Origin of the sequence: Sphingobacterium sp. UBA7855 (assembly GCA_002500745.1) — a bacterium.
In the GTDB taxonomy this organism is placed as follows: domain Bacteria; phylum Bacteroidota; class Bacteroidia; order Sphingobacteriales; family Sphingobacteriaceae; genus Sphingobacterium.
Genome location: DLST01000021.1, coordinates 69,621 through 87,935, shown reverse-complemented (window position 1 = coordinate 87,935; position 18,315 = coordinate 69,621). Strand labels below are relative to the sequence as shown.

The following is an 18,315-nucleotide window of genomic DNA, read 5'->3' as shown; positions in this document are numbered from 1 at the left end:
GTTCTCCAAAAAGAGTTAAATGCGTCCTAGAACGAGCTGTATAGCTTTATCGACTACTTGTTCGGGCGTAGCGGAAAAATGGCCGTTCACCCTATTTGCCAAAATAGCATTGATGGATAAAGCTTGATGTCCAAATAGATTGGCCAATGCATAAATACCGGCGGTTTCCATCTCCAGGTTAGTTAAGCGTAGCGCTTTGTATTGAAAAGAATTTACTAAACTCAAAAAATTAGGAATGCTATTATTCGCCCGCAAATTACGCCCCTGTGGTGCATAAAAACCTGGTGCGGTTAATGTGATGCCCTTGGGAAGATCAAAAGCTATCTGTTCCTGAAGACTTCTACTCCCTTTGGCAACATAAGGCTGCAAGTTCAATGCCGAAAAATGCCTACCTAATTCCGCCTCAAGCTCTTTTTCCTCATCGTTATAAGTACCCTCATAATAGTTCATCAAGGCATCAAGACCTATACCGTAAGAAGAGGCCAAAATAGTTCCCATTTCTACATCTTGTTGTACAGCGCCTGAAGTTCCGATGCGTATTATATCCAGCGAGGTCAGCACGGACTTGACGGTTCTGCTGGCAAAATCAATATTTGCAAGTGCATCCAGTTCATTTAGTACGATGTCTATATTATCCGTACCTATACCGGTGGATATTACGGTCAGCCGTTTATTCCCCAAATACCCGGTATGTGTAATAAATTCACGCTTCCCCTTTTTGAGTTCAATGCGATCAAAGTGCGCCGAAACTTTCGCCACCCGGTCTGGATCGCCTACAGTAATTACGGTATTGGCCAGGTCTTCTGGCAACAAATTCAGATGATAAATACTGCCATCTGCATTCAAAACTAATTCCGATTCGTTAATCATAGCGTATATAAATAAGTTAACTGACAGCCCTCAATTTTAGTGAACCGATCAACAATTCGATTGACCTGCGTTTTTCGGACTTCAAACTCCAAATAACATTGATTGTCAAATTCCTGTTTTTCAACTCCTACGCCTTCTTCCTTAATTATCCGCATAACATCATTCATATGGAGGTAATCGAAGGTAATACCATAATGGTCATTCACTGTACGCTCGATAATTTCTGCTTGGTTCAAAGCGTCTTGGGTGGCCGATTTGTAGGCATTAATCAAACCTGGCACGCCCAACAATGTACCGCCAAAATACCGTACAACAATCACGGTAATGTTGGTGACATCCATAGACAATAGCACATTTAAAATTGGGCGTCCTGCTGTTCCCGACGGTTCTCCATCATCATTCACACGAAAGACAGCACGATCTGGCGTGAGACGATAAGCCCAACAATGGTGTCTCGCTTTCGGATGAATCGCTTTCACTTCCAAAATCAGATCTTTTAATTGCTCTTCGGATTTAAATGGAAAAGCATAAGCAATAAATTTACTGCCCTTATCTCTAAAAATTCCCTCGTATTTTGCATCAATAGTCCGGTAAGTATCTTCAAATAAACTCATAGATATGCTATGATTAAAACTGAAACAATAGAAAGCGCTATGCCTAGATAATTCAATAATGATAACCTTTCTTTAAAAAATAAGACGCCAATTAGAGCGCCCAATGAGATCACACCAATATTCATCCCAGTAAATACGACTGATGGATTGTCTGGTAGGGCACGATGCGCTTTCATATAGAATAGGATGTTACAGAAGTTAAATACGCCCAAAACCAATCCATATCCCACAGCTTGCTTTGAAAAACGTTGCTTTTCCACAAAAAGGAAATACAGCAACAGCACCATTGCAATAAACATCGCCATCACAAAGATAATAAACATGGAACTGATATAAGGTATATTAACATGCAAGGCGACCTGTTTGAAGAGGATATCAATTATGCCCATACCGATAAATACCAATAATGGATAAAGCGCTTTATAACGACTATCTCCCATCGAGCCACTATGCTCATTTTTTTGCCAGCCAATAGAACATAGGATAGCCAATAAACCAAGGGCTATTCCGAGCATCTTATGTCCCTCCATTTTTTCATGAAAGAAGAAAAATGATGCAAGCAAGGGAATAAACAACGATAAGCGTTGTGCAATCTCTGTCTTGACCAAACCACCATAGCGAATGGACAAAGCTATAAAAACAAACATCCCTGGAAGTAATATCGCCAGACTCGTATACAACGTAACCGGCATAGCATCCCATACGAACGATTTTAGATTCGGTTGCAATACAAAATAAGCCAGTGCAACCGCCATGGGGTAATTCCAAACGATAACTTGTTTGGTTTCGACTCCATTTTGTTTTGCCAATTTTAATAAAACAGCAACGGTTACGCTACAGATGACACTGAATAAAACAAAAATCATGATTCAAAATTCATTTATTTCCAAAGGCCACGTTTCTCCTGACGAGCCTGACGTTCCAATTTTACAAATAAATCTGCATATTGTACATTTGGTGCTAGCGTATAGGAACTGCATAACCCTGTTCAACCAAATCCCGATTGACGAATTTCTTTCAAATATACACATAGGCAAGAAGTCTTCCATACCGATCCCGTTTTCCAATGTCAAAGACTAACTTAACACTTTTTCCATTCAACATTGCCGTTAAATACTGCTTTGCTTCTTGACCATAGTAACCGATTTCCTTGCGTGCCGTCCGCCTCGTTTCCGGGGCATCTACCCCTATCAGCCTAACTTTCTCCCCTTTTGAGGTTCCATTTTCAATGACAAAGGTATCGCCATCGATAACGCGCTTTACCCTCGCTTCTTTTTCCTCTCCTTTAAAAGTAAAACCTGTCAATAAAAAACAGATCATACATACACATACATAAAAATTACTTCGTTTTAGCATAAAATCCAGCGTTTGTCCAAAGGTAGTAAAATACTTTTTTAACAAAACAGTCAAAAAAAACGGAAATATTAATATTAAAAACACATAAATTTAATATAAAAAAAACAGTAAAAAATCACATAAAAATAAAGCTATTTTTAACATAAAAAAACAATACAAAAACACAATTTATCATCGAAGAAAAACAACAGAACAAAAATCTAAAACACTAAAAAACAACAATATAACATAATTAAATAGAAATAAACGCTTTAAAAAGAATACAAATAAACCACTAAAATTTAATCATAAAAACCACATAAAAACACATAAAAAAACCATGAAATTAGCTTAATATTTATAATAAAAAATTATTTTTTTCTTTGATATTTCAAAAACATTCGTACATTTGAAATGTCAAACAACAACAGGATGAACAGAACATATACATATTTCTATTTTAACTTCTTTTATTTTAAAAATAAGAGCCGGGATTAGATTGTGTATAAATCATAAAAAATACAAACAAGAAGAGTCCCGGTTCAAATGATCGGGACTCTTTTTTTTGGAGACAACATAGCGAACAAAAAAACAATGAGTTTAAAAATTGCAATACAGGGAGCAAAGGCTTCATTTCATGAAGAGGCCGCATTTAAATTTTTCGGAAGAGAAGTTGAAATTGTAGAATGTGATTCATTTAAAAAAACTTGTGAATTGCTGAAGCAAAGAAAAGTCGACTATATCGTTATGGCGATCGAAAATTCAATTGCAGGAAGTCTATTACCGAATTATAATTTATTAAGAGATTACAAGTTCCATATCACTGGGGAAGTTTACCTAAACATCCAACAGAATCTCATGGTATTGCCAGGCGTTAAATTAAAGGATATTAAACACATCGAATCGCATCCAATTGCCATTCGCCAATGTGAAGAATTTCTTTCAGAGCTGGAAGGAGTACGTATAACCGAGGGATCTGATACCGCTGCAACTGCGAAAATGATTGCGGAGCGAAAATTAACGGATACTGCTGCAATCGCTGGGACATTGGCCGCTGAAATCTATGGTCTTGAAATATTAGAAAAGAGAATCGAAACCAATAAAAAGAACGCAACGCGTTTCCTCGTATTATCTAATGAGGTTGTCGAACATAAGAATGCCAATAAAGCGTCATTATCATTCCAAACAGGAAATACGGTCGGATCTCTGGCGACTATTTTACAATGCTTTGCCGAACAGAATATCAACTTGAGCAAAATTCAGTCAATGCCGGTAATCGGAAAACGCAATGAATATGATTTTTTCGTTGACGTAGAATGGAAGAAACAAACAGACTACGAAGCAGCAATACGTAAAGTACTCAAACATAGTGTCAATTTCAATATTATGGGCGAGTATGTCAAAAACGAAAAACTATAATTAACAATTTACGCATACAATATTAAAATAGATAATCAAACTTAACATGAAAAATACATTAGACATCACTCCTTTAAAATCTTGGTTGGACACAGGAGACAAACCTTTAATTATCGCAGGCCCTTGTAGTGCAGAAACAGAAGAGCAGCTGGTATCAACAGCGCATTTGTTGGCAAATACCGGAAAAGTAAATATTTTACGCGCCGGCATCTGGAAACCACGCACTCGTCCTGGAGAATTTGAAGGTATTGGTTCAATTGGCCTTGAATGGTTAAAAAGAGCGAAAGAAGAAACAGGTTTATTAACAGCTACTGAAGTTGCTACAGCAAAACACGTGGAAGAAGCTTTGGCTGCTGGTGTGGATGTACTATGGGTAGGTGCACGTTCAACTGCCAATCCATTTACCGTGCAAGAAATTGCTGATGCTTTACAAGGTGTAGATATTCCAGTATTTGTTAAAAATCCTGTAAATCCAGATTTATCTTTGTGGATCGGTGCATTGGAACGTATCAATCGTGCTGGTATTAAAAAATTAGGTGCTATCCATAGAGGTTTCTCTTCTTACGAGAAAACAGCATTCCGTAATGAACCAATGTGGGATTTAGCGATTCAGTTAAAAACTGCTTGTCCTAATCTACCGATCATCAACGACCCAAGCCACATTTGTGGAAACCGCGAATTGCTACCGTATATCGCACAAAAAGCAATGGATATGGATATGCAAGGATTGATTATCGAATCGCATATAGACCCATCTGTTGCATGGACTGATGCTAAACAACAAGTGACTCCTGCTGCATTAGCCGACTTGATCGATCACTTAACTTTACGTAAGGCGGCATCCGACAACCCTTCCTTCGAAGACAAATTAGCTGAATTGCGTAGCAACATCGACAAATTAGATGATTTGATCATCCAAAAAATTGGTGAACGCATGAAAATAGCGGAGAAAATAGGTGAATACAAACGCGATAACAACGTGACAATTTTGCAAGTTAACCGTTGGGATGAGATTGTTCAAAAACGCACCAAATTAGCAGAGGCGCTTTCGTTGGGAAGTGAATTTGCGACAAAATTCCTCGAATTGATTCACAACGAATCTATTCGCAAACAAAATGTGGTCATGAATACTCAGGAACAACCAACAGCAGAAGCATAATGAATCAACAAGTCATCACGCTGACGCATCCTTCAAAAAAAATACAGGGTACGGTTCAACTCACAGGTTCAAAATCTGAGAGCAACCGTGCTCTTATTATCCAGTCATTGAGCAAAGGACAAGTTGAAATAGCCAACCTTTCTGAAGCTGCAGATACGGTAACGTTAAACCGTGTGCTACAAATTGCTTCAGATCCGAAACCAGGATTCAACACAATTGACATCGGTCCAGCGGGAACGGCCATGCGATTCTTAACGGCTTACCTCAACCTTGTCAAAGGAAATTTTATCCTTACAGGTACTGAACGCATGCAACAGCGTCCTATAGGTATATTAGTTGATGCCATGAAAGAAATTGGTGCAGACATCCACTATGACAAGAAAGTCGGATACCCTCCTTTGAAAATTGAGGGCGGGCTGTTTCAAGAAAAAGACCGCGTCAAGATTAAAGGTAATATCAGCAGCCAATATATATCAGCCCTCTTATTAATTGCACCTGCATTAAAAAAAGGGCTTACTTTAGAGATTGAGGGTGAATTAACCTCCAGACCTTATGTATCAATGACCTTGGATATGCTGAAAAGTGTCGGGATTCAGCATGAATGGAAAAACAATGCGATTAAAATTGCGCCGCAGGCATTTGAGAAACAAACAATATATGTCGAGCCAGATTGGAGCGCTGCTTCCTATTGGTACGCTATCGTCGCACTAGCAGATGCAAACGCATCGATCGTATTGCCCGGATTAAGAAAAAATAGCTTACAGGGTGATATTGCTATTATAAGCATTATGGAGCATTTTGGTGTACAATCGAGCTTTGAATCGGACGGATTACATTTAAATAAAAAGGTAATCGGTTCGGATGTAAGCTTATTTAACTTTAAAGAATGTCCCGATCTCGCACAAACTGTAGTTGTTGTCGCGGCTGCGTTAAAACGAGATGTATCTTTTACGGGCTTGGAGACCTTAAAAATTAAGGAGACTGACCGTATCGCGGCACTACAAAAGGAAATTGCGAAATTTGGAGCCGAGCTAATTGAAGATGGCGATACCTACCATCTGAAAACAGCGCAGGTATATCAGCCTGAAGAGGTTACTTTCGATACTTACGAAGATCATCGCATGGCGATGGCGTTCGCACCACTGGCATTAGTTTTCGACCAGATTAAGATTGCTGAACCTCAAGTTGTAGAAAAATCATATCCTGATTTTTGGAATCATTTACAGGCGCAAGCTTTTGTCATTGAATAGCATATTAAAACAGGGATTAAATCAACATTAATCCCTGTTTCCACCTATTATACCCCAACAGGCTTTTCGCCTTGAACAAAATAATGAATGCAATCAGTAAGGACTAATAGACGAGAAAAATCCACAAATTTGAATCCCTTCTCAAGCTTTACAATTGCATATAAAAGCAAATTTATCTAAGTTTATTGAAATTTAATTTTTATGGCAGGAAATTCATTTGGCGACTTATTCAGAATCAGCACTTTTGGCGAATCACATGGCAAAGCTATCGGTGTAATTATTGATGGTTGCCCTTCAAATATAACAATAGACGAGGATTTTATCCAGTCTGAGCTCGACAAACGAAAACCAGGTCAATCCAAAATCACGACGCAGAGGAAAGAAAGTGATACAGCACAAATATTATCCGGTGTATTCGAAGGAAAATCAACAGGTACACCTATTGCGATTGTCATTCCAAATGAAGATCAGCGTTCGAAAGATTACACACATATCAAAGATATTTTCAGACCTTCTCATGCTGATTTCACCTACCAGATGAAATATGGTATCCGTGACTATCGTGGTGGAGGACGTTCTTCTGCAAGAGAGACTGCAGCCCGTGTCGCTGCGGGCGCTGTAGCGAAGAGCTTTCTAAAACAATTTGGTATAGAAATCTTTGCCCACGTTTCTGGAGTTGGTACTATTGAAGCTCCAAATGTGGATACAAAAGATCTAAAGAGCCTTCTTGATTTACGGGAATCCAACATCGCACGTTGCGCGGATCCAGCAACAGCGAATGAAATGGTTGAATTTATCGATTCGATCAGAAAAGCTGGTGATACTGTTGGTGGACGGATATCGGCTGTCATCAGACATGTCCCCGTGGGCTTAGGCGAACCAGTCTTTGATAAACTACATGCGGATCTTGCCAAGGCAATGATGAGCATCAATGCTGTACATGGTTTTGAATATGGTTCAGGTTTTGCTGGATCAGAGTTGCGAGGTTCCGAACATAATGATATATTTGTAGCAGATGACCATGATTTAACTCGAGTGCACACGCATACCAACTTCTCTGGAGGTATTCAGGGCGGGATTTCAAATGGTATGGATATTACGTTCAAAGTAGCATTTAAGCCTGTTGCCACTATCATGAGAGATCAAGAAACGGTGGATGTCCATGGCAACCCTGCTATTGCTAGTGGCAAGGGAAGACATGACCCTTGTGTTGTTTCGAGAGCAGTAATTATTGTGGAAGCTATGGCGGCACTTGTAATCGCGGATCATCTACTTAAAAATCAAAGTTACAAACATGCTGCAAGATAATTATGTCGTAGGTGTTGATATTGGAGGCACACATATTTCTGCCTGTATCATTGACACAAAACAATGGAATATATACTTAGAAAACGTGGCCAGAAACCACGTTTTTTCTCAAGGAGATGCTAAAACGATTTTACAAACCTGGGCATCAGCCATCAGTGATACCATAGCCACCTCTCCTGCTCCTGTTCAATTCATCGGAATTGCCATGCCAGGACCATTTGACTACGAAAATGGAATATCAAAGATACAAGGACAAAGCAAATACGACCATCTTTACGACCAAGATATTAAAACTCTGCTAGGTAATGAACTGGGACTTTCCCCTATGTCTATTCACTTTATCAATGATGCAGCGGCTTTCTTACAAGGTGAAATATTCGTACAACAACTTCAAACGAATAAGCGTATACTAGGAATTACATTGGGGACTGGACTTGGATCTGCGGTTTGGAATAAAGGCGAGAAGGCTTTTGATGCGGCTCTATGGAATAGCCCTTATGAAGATTGTATCTTTGAGGAATTTCTGGTCACACGATGGTTCGTAAAACGTTTCAAAGAAATAGCAGGTAAGGATGTGACCGGACTGAAAGAAATTTTAGATCATTATAGGGAAACTGCGGAGTTTCAAATCATCAAAGATGAATATGCTAAACATCTATTTGATTTTATGCAGTTTTTCTCAGAGAAACATTCATCTGAACTATTTATTGTCGGTGGCAATATTGCAAAAGCCCTACCTATTTTTATCGCGGATCGAAAAGAATTTGAAAAGTTCGAAATTTACACGGCCATACTTGGCGAAAAAGCGGCAATGATCGGTGCTGCAAGTATATTCAGCTGATAAGAGATTTCATTCCAACGCTAGGATCAAATAAACCCAGAAAAATATCCATCTNNAGATGGATATTTTTCTGGGTTAGCTTCATGCATAATTGAATAGACCATCTCGACGACATCGTCAGAAGATGGTTTTGAAAAATAATCTCCGTCAGAGCCGTATGGTGGACGATGCGCTTTGGCAGTGAGTGTTCGCGGCTGACTGTCTAATAGATAATAGCCATTTTGCTTCTCTAACACCTCTTGTAAGATAAAGGCTGAAGCCCCACCTGGCACATCCTCATCCACAACAAGTAGTTTATTTGTTTTTTTCAAAGATTCAACACAAAGTTTTCCTTTGTCAAAAGGCTGTAGCGTTTGCGCATCAATAATTTCAATAAATATACCCAAGCGTTCCAATTCCATGGCGGCTTCTTCAACAACACGCAAAGTGGATCCATAGGATACTACCGTGATGTCATGCCCCTCTCTTATACATTCCGCATAGCCAATTGGCACTGTAAATTCACCTACATTCTCAGGCAAGCGTTCTTTAAGACGATACCCATTCAGGCATTCAATAACAATAGCTGGCTCATCTGAGCGGAACAAGGTATTATACATACCAGCTGCCTGGGTCATATTACGCGGCACGCATACATGTAAACCTCTCAGGGCGCCTAAAATTACCGACATCGGTGATCCGGAGTGCCATATACCTTCTAATCGATGGCCGCGTGTACGAATAATTACTGGTGCTTTTTGCCCAGCAAAGGTACGGTAACTTAAAGTTGCCAAATCGTCACTTGCTACTGTAATGCCGTAAATTAGGTAATCTAAATATTGGATTTCCGCTATCGGACGAAACCCGCGGATTGCCAAACCAAGCCCTTTCCCTATAATCGAATTCTCCCGAATACCAGTATCAAATACACGATGTACGCCAAGTTTCTCCTGTAATCCTGCAAAACCTTGATTTACATCTCCAATTTTACCCACATCCTCTCCGAAAGCCAACAGCCTTTCGTCCCGTCTAAAGTTCTCCTCAAAGCACAAATTGAGGACTTCACGGCCGTCGACAACTTTAGCCTCTTCACTGTACAAAGCAGGAACAATCTTTACATGGGCAGGAGAATCGACACCAGCTGTAAACAACTTAGAGTTATAACGTTTCTCATTAACCTTCTGCTTTTCTTTGTACCAACTTAATAATTGCTGACGTTGCTCACTATGCTGTCCTTTCAGTTCATGCAGCACCTTGCGGACCTGACCGTACACCTCTTTTAAAGAAGGTTCAACCATCGATTGCAATTTTTTGGAAGCAAAATCGGCGCGTTCGTTTGGAATACCCTGAAGTAAATCTATGGCTTCCTTTGCCTCCAGGCTCAACGTTTTGATATAATCGGTCCAAGCTCGCTTCTGTTCTTGACGAACATGATCTTTAGCCTGTTGATCCAGTTGTTCCAACTCTTCTAAAGTGGCGATTCCCGAACTTATTATCCAGTCTTTCATTTTTGCAATGCAATCGAAGTCAGTCTCCCATTGTAATCTTTCCTTAGATTTATAACGCTCATGTGAACCTGAAGAAGAATGCCCTTGGGGCTGTGTCAGTTCGGTCACGTGGATCAAACAAGGAATATGTTTCTCGCGGGCAATATGGGCAGCCTTTTCATAAGTTTCACATAATCCCGCATAATCCCATCCTCTCACTTTGAATATTTCAATCCCATTGGTCAATTCTTCCTTCTGAAATCCTTGAAGCACTTCTGAAATATCTCCTTTTGTTGTTTGAATTTCGTTAGGTACAGATATGCCATATCCGTCATCCCAAATGGAAATCACTGTCGGAATCTGGTGAACCCCTACTGCGTTAATGACTTCGAAAAATACACCTTCAGAAGTAGCAGCATTGCCGATCGAGCAAAATGCAACTTCGTTTCCTTTATTTGAAAAATAAGACAGGTAATCCAAATTTCTATTCTGCTTATACAATTTGGAAGCCAACCCCAGCCCTAGCAGCCTTGCCATTTGCCCTCCTGTTGTCGAAATATCTGAAAACGAGTTTTTTTGAGTCATTTGGTTCAACCAGTTTCCCTGATCATCCACAACACGTGTCGAAAAATGGCAATTCATTTGTCTTCCTGCAGAAGAAGGATCTGCCTCTACATCGGGGTGGGCATACAGTTGAGAGAAAAAATGGTATACATCACTGATGCCTGAAGCAAATATAAATGTTTGGTCACGGTAATATCCCGATCGCCAATCTCCATTTCTGAAAACTTTAGCCATCGCGATTTGTGCCAATTCTTTTCCATCGCCAAAAATACCAAACTTAGCCTTACCTGTAAGCACTTCTTTACGTCCCAATAAACTTACGTAACGACTTTCCAAGGCAGTTCGATAATCATTCACAATAATCTTTTTGAACTCATCAAAGCTCAAAGTGGAAATAGATTCATTGTTTTGGTCAAATGTAGTATCAAACATATTCTTTTTTGTTTCAACAAATTTAACAAAAATATTATTCTATATAATTGGTGTTTGTCAAATAAATTGACAATCGACAGTCCTTATTTGAAATAGAATATTCTAATTTATCAAATTAGTACTTTTTAATAAAAATTCCTAATTTACATAGATTTTTTAATACCTATAACGACGTAAAATCAGCTTTGTCCTTTTTAATTTCTATTTTTGGATTTTATATTCATTATTTTGAATTTTTCAACACTAAAACTCGATAAATTCCTTAGCGCTAATCTTGAAAAACGAAAGCTTTTTTCGCTTACACCTGTTCAAGAAAGAGCTATCCCCGCCATTTTAGAGGGCAGGGATTGTTTAGCGATTGCACCGACCGGAACGGGGAAAACTGAGGCTTACGCGATCCCAATTATTCAACGTTTACAAACTAAAGTTACCGCTGCCCGTCCATCTGTACTTGTACTGCTCCCAACACGGGAACTTTGTATTCAAACCCAACAGCGCATAACGAATTTTATCGAAGGTATGGATTTGATCATCGCCAGCTTTTATGGCGGTGGAACTTATGAAAGTCAATTGGACGTTTATCCTCAAGCGCATATGATCCTTGCCACTCCGGGTCGTTTGCTGGACTTTCTGGATCAGGGAATTATTGATTTAGAGAGGATAGATACCTTGGTGATCGATGAATTCGATCAATTGCTTGATCTCGGTTTTGCGGCGGATATCAACAAAATCATCAATAAATTGCCTGCTGAAAGACAATCTATTTTTAGTTCAGCCACAAAAACCGCCGAAATCGAAAAAATTGTTCGAAAAAAGTTAAACAACCCGGTCGAGATCATTATTGATACAGCCTTAAAAAAAGGTCAAATAGAGGAATCTGTATTTTATGTCGACAAGAATGATAAAAAGAGTTTATTGAGCCATCTGCTTGAAAACAGGATTTCACGACAGGTCATCGTTTTCACGCGAACGGTGCAAGGAGTCGAACGGATTGAAACCGCTTTAAACCGAAATGGTGTTTCTTGTTTGGCTTTGTATGGTGATAAGTCGCAGCAAAAACGAGAAGAGATCATTGCTCAGTTTAGACGAAAAGATATACGTGTTTTAATTGCAACAGACCTCTTGGCACGCGGAGTAGATTTTCCTGATCTGGAAGCGATCATCAATTACGAAGTTCCAGATTCGCCAGAGCTATATACCCATCGGATTGGCCGGACTGGTCGTTCTGACGCTGACGGAAAAGCATTCACGTTTTGCGACGCGGAAGACAACGAAAAATGGATCAAATTGCAACTATCCTTAAAACGGCACATTAGAATTGACGATCAGCACCCTTACTTGCTAAGCTGGGAGAAAATGCTCTCCAGTAGTCAAACCAATCCGCGGAAAGGTTCTTCAAAATCGAGAAAACGTCGTTAATTAATAAATATTCTTTTACTTTTACTTGAAAATCATAAAATCACAATTCGAGATGAATACAATACATTTATTTGATGATAGTAACAACGGAGATGATAACCGTCTAGGAGACCTGGAAAAAACTATCATCGTGAATAGTCTGATGGAGATTCCTTTTGAAGATCGGGATGAGGAATGGCGGGATACATTTTTAAAAAATATTGCTGAATGTACATTGAAATTAGCCGAGACAGAAGTGGTTGTTGGTCCGGACGGATTTCCTTATTTCCAACTCGAAAGCGCTCCAAAAGATCAGAACTTTCAAGCGTTCGTCATCAAAAATCGACTAAAAGATTTTGTGTTACCAAGGGGTTTTGGTATTGCAATTAATACACAGCATGAAAATCCAGATTGGGTGTTCACCTATGGCGATTTGGTCAACTTCTTTCTGAATGAAGAATTTTACACGGATGAGAGCATTTTTTCAAAGAAAAACACACCAACAATTATTGGCAAAGATGAGGAAATATTAGTTGGGCAGCCAGCTCAAACTATTCTTCCACAAACAGTACGTACACAAATACGTGAATTTTTGGATTACTATGGTGTAAAGAATGCTAAAATTATGCTGCTGGCACGTAATTATAAAGATGAGGAAAATGCTACACAAGATTTAGCATTCAATATCGTTGCCAACCAATTCAGCACAGAAAAAGAGTTTACGAACATTATGGAAGCGATAGGCTGGTTCCTTCCTAGACATTATTCGTATATCGGATTGGACGAACTTGCTATTGACAACGGCTTTATGCCACTATAAATAAAAAAACTAAATATATACAAACATAATTAACTCATGTTTCCATTTAACGTAAGAGTGTACGGTATATTGATCAATGAAAAACAAGAGGTGTTGATCAGTGATGAAAGGACGGAAAATGTTTCATTTACCAAATTCCCCGGCGGGGGCTTAGAATATGGAGAAGGTTTATTGGACGCTTTGATCCGGGAGTATCAGGAAGAGTGTAATTTTGAAGTTGCTGTCGTTAAGCACATTTATACTACTGACTTTTATGAGAAATCAAGCTTCAATGATAGTCAGATAATATCCATTTACTATCAGGTTAAGAATACTTCACCAATTCAAATCAGAACTACGAACAGCGCTTTCGATTTTGATCCGGATCAAAAATCCGAAGACAATAAACTTCAATCGTTTCGATGGGTGCCAATTGAATCGGTTCTCATTGAAGATCTAACCTTCAAAACAGATCAAATCGCGTGGGAGGAATTCTTGAAAAGGATTAGATAATAATAATTTTTCAATTTTCATGATTTTTATTTGTATTTAAAAAATAAAGATATATCTTTACGTAAACCAATGGAAATGCTTGTTTTTTTTAAAGTATTGACCTCAATAATTACATTTTATTATTTATTTGACATCTCACATGTGATTGGGAATAATGTTGGAAGAGCGTGGGATAAGACAGAAATTGGTTTATTGAATATGTAAATTCCTAGTCCTATAGGGTTTTTAATAGTTAGTGTGATTTTATGGCGATACTCCCCGTATCGCCTTATTTATTAAAGCCCTATTTATACAACCCGCTATTTAAAGGCTACATACGAGGCGAAACATAAATTCTTGTGCAAAACATCCACATTGTTAAAACCAACATCGGTCAATAAATTGAGCTGGTAAACCAGGGATCTCGGCGTATCCTCATGTTTAATATAGTCAAAAACATGATCACGATACTCCTCATCCTTCAATTTAGTTAAATATTCACCATATTTCTCCTTATAAATTAGCTCTTGGAGATAAACGTTATTCTGTTCTATCAAATCAAAAATCCATACACTTCCACCCGATTTTAGCAGACGGAATAACTTTTTAAAAGTGATTAACCAATCCTCGTCATCCCGTAAGTGATGTAATACCGAAGTAGCAATAATGACATCGAATTTTCCCTCTTCCAAGGAAACTTCCCTAAAGTCTCCCTTTATCAACTGTATTTCTCCTTTTGTCAGCGCACTTAAACGCTCTTGTGCTCTATTTAACATGGGTTGACTTAAGTCTACAAGACTAAAATTTGGATTAGATTTCAGTTTTTGTAATAACTTAACATCGTAATTTCCTGCTCCACATCCAATATCCAATATGTTTTTTGCATTTGGATAAACACTTGCAATGGCATCTGTAATCAGCTCCATGTTCCAAACCGCATCAACTGTGGTCGCTTGGCCTGTTTCTAAATTTGAAAAACGTTCTACATCATTGTCAAACCGTGCTTCAATTTCCTGTAAAGTTGCTTTATTCATCTTTAAATTATTGTTTTTTTATTCGGACTAGCCTCATAGAGCATGACCATATGCAGAATCATTGTATTGTGGCCCACCCATTATTTTTTAACAATTTAAAGGTAAGACTAACTGAAATTCATTAAAAATATTTATTTTGTCAAGAATTCATACCAAAAAAGTATCGATGGAAATACGACATCTTATTTATTTCAAAACAGTAGCCGAAGAACTTCATTTTGGCCGAGCAGCAGAACGTCTATTTATGTCCCAACCGCCGTTAAGCCGGCAGATTAAAGACCTTGAAGACGAGTTGGGGGTCATCCTTTTTTTCAGAACCAACAAACGCGTCGAACTAACAGAAGCCGGTAAATACTTTTTGGAGGAGGTTGTGGAAATTCTTCAGAATATAGAGCACAGCAAAACAATCACGAAGCAGATCCACAACAATATTTCTGGAGAATTCAAGTTGGGGTATATTAGTTCAACGCCCAAGAAAATGCTCGCCACAGTATTGAAACACATTCAACAGAAATTTCCATACTTAAGAGTGAGTCTTTTTGAAACGTCGACACACAAACAGAAATTGGCGCTAGAAAATGGTAAACTGGATCTAGGTATAATGCGTTCCCCGATTTATTCGAGTGAATTATTGACCACTCCTCTCTTCGAAGATCCAATGGTAATTGTAGGCCCGACACAGATAGTGTTTAGTGATATTAACTTCTTTAATGAAAGTTTTATCTCTTTCAATCAAAAATATGCGTCCGAATACCATCGCCATGTTATTAATACGTGTAATCGCATGGGGTTCGAACCTAAGATTGTACATCAGAGCAACTCGATATCTTCTATTCTCGAATTGGTTTCACAAGGTCTGGGATTAGCAGTAGTCCCCGCTTCCAGTATCAAACAGTATCCACATTTGAAACTAAAAACCATGAAAATTGAAGACATAGATAGCAAAACAGAAATCATCCTGGTCTCCAATAGAAAAAGTAAAAACAGCGCATTAGGCGAATTTATGGATTGTATCCAAAAAGAATACCGTAAATTTAACGCCTCCTAAAGAATTGTTGGATTGATTATTACATCCCTATCTCTGCTGAATGATCAGTTGCATTAATCGCCCCTTTGTTTATCTGAGCTACCTATGGATAAGGTTTGCATCGTATTGAATCAATAATTATTGCTGTTCATTAGAAAAGATTTCCTTACATGCATACGATTACTAAAATCTCAACAAATCAATTGATGAGAAGCCATCTTCTCTTACTCCTTTTCTTAATTACTCAATTGCTTCCGACATTTTTATCTGCGCAGTTCACATCAGTCGAAATAGGTCTTACAGAAGTGATGCATCGGTATAAAGCAATTGGTCTCCGCGTCGTCGTTGTCAAAAACAGTAAGATTGAGTATGACAAATTATGGATATAAAAATTTTGGAACAGATACTCCGCTTTTAAAAATGACATTTTTAGAATAGCTTCTATTTCAACGTCTTTCACCCAAAGTGGGAATATGGTCTTACAGTCATCACAAATCGTTGCAATATTCCGAATTGTAAAGAAATTCAATCCCTTAGGAAAAGGTTGTATAAATGTGCTTAATGCCTGTATAAAAGGAAAATAAACATATCAATTAAAATGAGCGAATAAAAAGANNTCTTTTTATTCGCTCATTTTATCACTTTTAGTTTTTAACCCAATTTACAATTGCTGGATCGAGTGGATTGGTCGCTGAACGGAAACGGTGTACAAGCTTACCATGCTCATCAATCAGGAATTTTTCAAAATTCCACTTAATCTCCCCCTTAAAATCGGGATTATCCTGTGCGGTTAGATACTTAAATAATGGAGCCATTTGATCACCCTTAACATCCACTTTCTCTGCCATTAGAAAATCAACACCATAATTTTGTTCACAAAACTCTTGAATTTGCGCATTTGAACCTGGCTCTTGTTGTCCGAAATTATTTGCTGGGAACCCTATAATGACCAGCTTATCTCCAAAAGTTTTGTGCAATTCTTGGAGGTCTTTGTACTGTTTTGTAAAACCACATTTAGATGCGGTATTCACAATCAATATTTTTTTACCTTTGAAATCAGACATTTTGACTTCTTTACCGTCAAGCGATGTAAACTTAAAATCATAAAAATTGGGATTGCCAAATAACATTGACATATACACCATAATAGTAGCGATAATCATATTTAATTATTTTAAAGACTTAACAATGAATTACTCTCTCTTTCCAATACTGCGTCGAACAGCTCGTTAATAGGCGATTTTAAAATGGTGCCTACCTTGATCTGATGTGTATCACAGACTTCCCGTAAAATTAGATCAAAACTATATGCAATAGAACCCACAAAGTGACAGTCATATTTATTATAATCTGGATAGGTCAAAATTGATGCCTGAACAAATTCTTCAAATCCGCTCTTAACTAAATCAATAATAAAGGGATGCGTAATATTATCTGACATGAAGGGTGCAAAAGATGCTAGGAATGCATTTGGGCGCTCCTTTTGATACACATTTTTGATGACAATCTCTTTATTGATTCTATACTTGTTCGCAAATTTCTCATTCAGATCCCTGGGCATACGTCCATATAGAAAAAGTCTGACTAAATTTTTCCCGAAGTAAGCTCCAGAACCTTCATCACCTAATACATAGCCATTTCCATTGTGTGAAGGCATCAACTCTTCTCCATCAAAGAAACTGAGATCCGACCCTGTTCCTAAGGTTGCTACATAACCTTTTTTATTACCGCATGTCGCTAAAGCACTTCCAAAAAGATCATTTTCAACCGAAATATAGGCATTTTCAAATAAGGGGGTCAATGCATTAGATACCATTTCCCTACGATCAGGGGTGATGCATCCCGCACCAAAGAAATACAATTCTGTAACTTCATCAGCATATGGAATAATTTCGGGTATTTCCTTAATAACACGTGTAATTTCCTTTTCATTGACAAAAAAAGGATTAAGTCCATTTGTACTGAATGAGATAGGCGCACTATCTGGCAATTCCAACTTCCAATCCGACTTTGAAGAGCCGCTATCAACAACTAAGATCATACAAATTCTTGATTATTTTCCCCAATAAACTATTGTATCAAACTTAGCAAAAATTCTTATAAAAAACAGATTTTTTGCGTCTTTCAACAAACCTCATAAATAGGATTTCAGTCGAAAGCACCACGAATAATTGTTCAATTCATACAATATCTTTAACTGAAAAATAGTATATTGGAGAGAATTTCAATATCTCCCTATAGCGTACTATTTTATGCCTATTGCAGTTATTAAAGAACCATTAATATATTTTTTTGTTTGATTAATCA

At 38.1% G+C, this 18,315-nt stretch carries 18 protein-coding genes; 10 read left to right on the top strand and 8 right to left on the bottom strand.

Annotated elements, in window-relative coordinates; genetic code table 11:
• Positions 1-15 precede the first annotated feature (15 nt).
• The 4 genes from B2107_RS21465 to B2107_RS21450 all read right to left on the bottom strand — a co-directional run bounded on the left by B2107_RS21465 (position 16) and on the right by B2107_RS21450 (position 2,804).
• Positions 16-870: a nucleoside phosphorylase gene (locus B2107_RS21465; protein ID WP_293957796.1), complete on the bottom strand. Its 855-nt coding sequence runs from the start codon at positions 868-870 to the stop codon at positions 16-18.
• Positions 867-1,484 (bottom strand): IMPACT family protein, encoded by a 618-nt coding sequence (locus tag B2107_RS21460; RefSeq protein ID WP_293957795.1) that lies wholly within the window; start codon positions 1,482-1,484, stop codon positions 867-869. Before B2107_RS21460 ends, B2107_RS21465 begins: the two co-directional genes overlap by 4 nt.
• Positions 1,481-2,350, bottom strand: coding sequence for an EamA family transporter (locus tag B2107_RS21455; protein WP_293957794.1), 870 nt, complete (start codon positions 2,348-2,350; stop codon positions 1,481-1,483). Before B2107_RS21455 ends, B2107_RS21460 begins: the two co-directional genes overlap by 4 nt.
• Before the next feature lie 151 nt (positions 2,351-2,501).
• Positions 2,502-2,804 carry a thermonuclease family protein gene (locus tag B2107_RS21450; RefSeq protein WP_293957793.1) on the bottom strand — a complete coding sequence of 101 codons (303 nt, stop codon included), beginning with the start codon at positions 2,802-2,804 and terminating at the stop codon, positions 2,502-2,504.
• A gap of 609 nt (positions 2,805-3,413) precedes the next feature.
• Between B2107_RS21450 and B2107_RS21445 the strand changes: the two genes are divergently transcribed.
• The 5 genes from B2107_RS21445 to B2107_RS21425 all read left to right on the top strand — a co-directional run bounded on the left by B2107_RS21445 (position 3,414) and on the right by B2107_RS21425 (position 8,796).
• On the top strand, positions 3,414-4,238 hold the full coding sequence (locus B2107_RS21445) for a prephenate dehydratase (protein ID WP_046671823.1): 825 nt from the start codon (positions 3,414-3,416) through the stop codon (positions 4,236-4,238).
• A 46-nt stretch (positions 4,239-4,284) separates the two neighbouring features.
• Positions 4,285-5,397 carry a chorismate mutase gene (locus B2107_RS21440; protein WP_293957792.1) on the top strand — a complete coding sequence of 371 codons (1,113 nt, stop codon included), beginning with the start codon at positions 4,285-4,287 and terminating at the stop codon, positions 5,395-5,397.
• Positions 5,397-6,647 (top strand): 3-phosphoshikimate 1-carboxyvinyltransferase, encoded by a 1,251-nt coding sequence (aroA, locus tag B2107_RS21435; RefSeq protein ID WP_293957791.1) that lies wholly within the window; start codon positions 5,397-5,399, stop codon positions 6,645-6,647. The genes B2107_RS21440 and aroA overlap by 1 nt, the downstream gene beginning before the upstream one ends.
• Before the next feature lie 201 nt (positions 6,648-6,848).
• Positions 6,849-7,955: a chorismate synthase gene (gene aroC, locus B2107_RS21430; RefSeq protein WP_293957790.1), complete on the top strand. Its 1,107-nt coding sequence runs from the start codon at positions 6,849-6,851 to the stop codon at positions 7,953-7,955.
• Positions 7,942-8,796, top strand: coding sequence for an ROK family protein (locus tag B2107_RS21425; protein ID WP_293957789.1), 855 nt, complete (start codon positions 7,942-7,944; stop codon positions 8,794-8,796). The genes aroC and B2107_RS21425 overlap by 14 nt, the downstream gene beginning before the upstream one ends.
• A 26-nt stretch (positions 8,797-8,822) precedes the next feature.
• On the opposite strand, the gene B2107_RS21420 is transcribed toward B2107_RS21425, so the two are convergent.
• A complete protein-coding gene (locus B2107_RS21420; protein ID WP_293957788.1) occupies positions 8,823-11,258 on the bottom strand; it encodes an alpha-ketoacid dehydrogenase subunit alpha/beta in 2,436 nt (811 codons plus the stop codon).
• A gap of 228 nt (positions 11,259-11,486) precedes the next feature.
• Between B2107_RS21420 and B2107_RS21415 the strand changes: the two genes are divergently transcribed.
• From B2107_RS21415 to B2107_RS21405, 3 genes are read left to right on the top strand one after another with little or no spacing between them, the layout of a single operon-like run.
• On the top strand, positions 11,487-12,677 hold the full coding sequence (locus B2107_RS21415) for a DEAD/DEAH box helicase (protein WP_293957787.1): 1,191 nt from the start codon (positions 11,487-11,489) through the stop codon (positions 12,675-12,677).
• Between the two features lie 52 nt (positions 12,678-12,729).
• Positions 12,730-13,476: a hypothetical protein gene (locus B2107_RS21410; RefSeq protein ID WP_293957786.1), complete on the top strand. Its 747-nt coding sequence runs from the start codon at positions 12,730-12,732 to the stop codon at positions 13,474-13,476.
• Between the two features lie 36 nt (positions 13,477-13,512).
• Positions 13,513-13,968 (top strand): NUDIX domain-containing protein, encoded by a 456-nt coding sequence (locus B2107_RS21405; RefSeq protein WP_293957785.1) that lies wholly within the window; start codon positions 13,513-13,515, stop codon positions 13,966-13,968.
• Positions 13,969-14,267: 299 nt separating this feature from the next.
• Here B2107_RS21405 and B2107_RS21400 read toward each other — a convergent pair whose 3' ends face one another.
• Positions 14,268-14,981 carry a class I SAM-dependent methyltransferase gene (locus B2107_RS21400; RefSeq protein ID WP_293957784.1) on the bottom strand — a complete coding sequence of 238 codons (714 nt, stop codon included), beginning with the start codon at positions 14,979-14,981 and terminating at the stop codon, positions 14,268-14,270.
• A gap of 166 nt (positions 14,982-15,147) precedes the next feature.
• Between B2107_RS21400 and B2107_RS21395 the strand changes: the two genes are divergently transcribed.
• The gene (locus tag B2107_RS21395; RefSeq protein WP_293957783.1) at positions 15,148-16,029 is read left to right on the top strand and encodes a LysR family transcriptional regulator; all 882 of its coding nucleotides are present in this window, start codon (positions 15,148-15,150) and stop codon (positions 16,027-16,029) included.
• A gap of 149 nt (positions 16,030-16,178) precedes the next feature.
• Positions 16,179-16,397: a hypothetical protein gene (locus B2107_RS21390; RefSeq protein WP_293957782.1), complete on the top strand. Its 219-nt coding sequence runs from the start codon at positions 16,179-16,181 to the stop codon at positions 16,395-16,397.
• 255 nt (positions 16,398-16,652) lie between these two features.
• Here the strand turns inward: B2107_RS21390 and B2107_RS21385 are convergent, their stop codons facing one another.
• Together B2107_RS21385 and B2107_RS21380 are read right to left on the bottom strand one after the other, a co-directional pair.
• The gene (locus B2107_RS21385; protein ID WP_293957781.1) at positions 16,653-17,171 is read right to left on the bottom strand and encodes a glutathione peroxidase; all 519 of its coding nucleotides are present in this window, start codon (positions 17,169-17,171) and stop codon (positions 16,653-16,655) included.
• A gap of 11 nt (positions 17,172-17,182) precedes the next feature.
• The gene (locus B2107_RS21380) at positions 17,183-18,049 is read right to left on the bottom strand and encodes an N-acetylglucosamine kinase (protein ID WP_293957780.1); all 867 of its coding nucleotides are present in this window, start codon (positions 18,047-18,049) and stop codon (positions 17,183-17,185) included.
• Positions 18,050-18,315 lie beyond the last annotated feature (266 nt).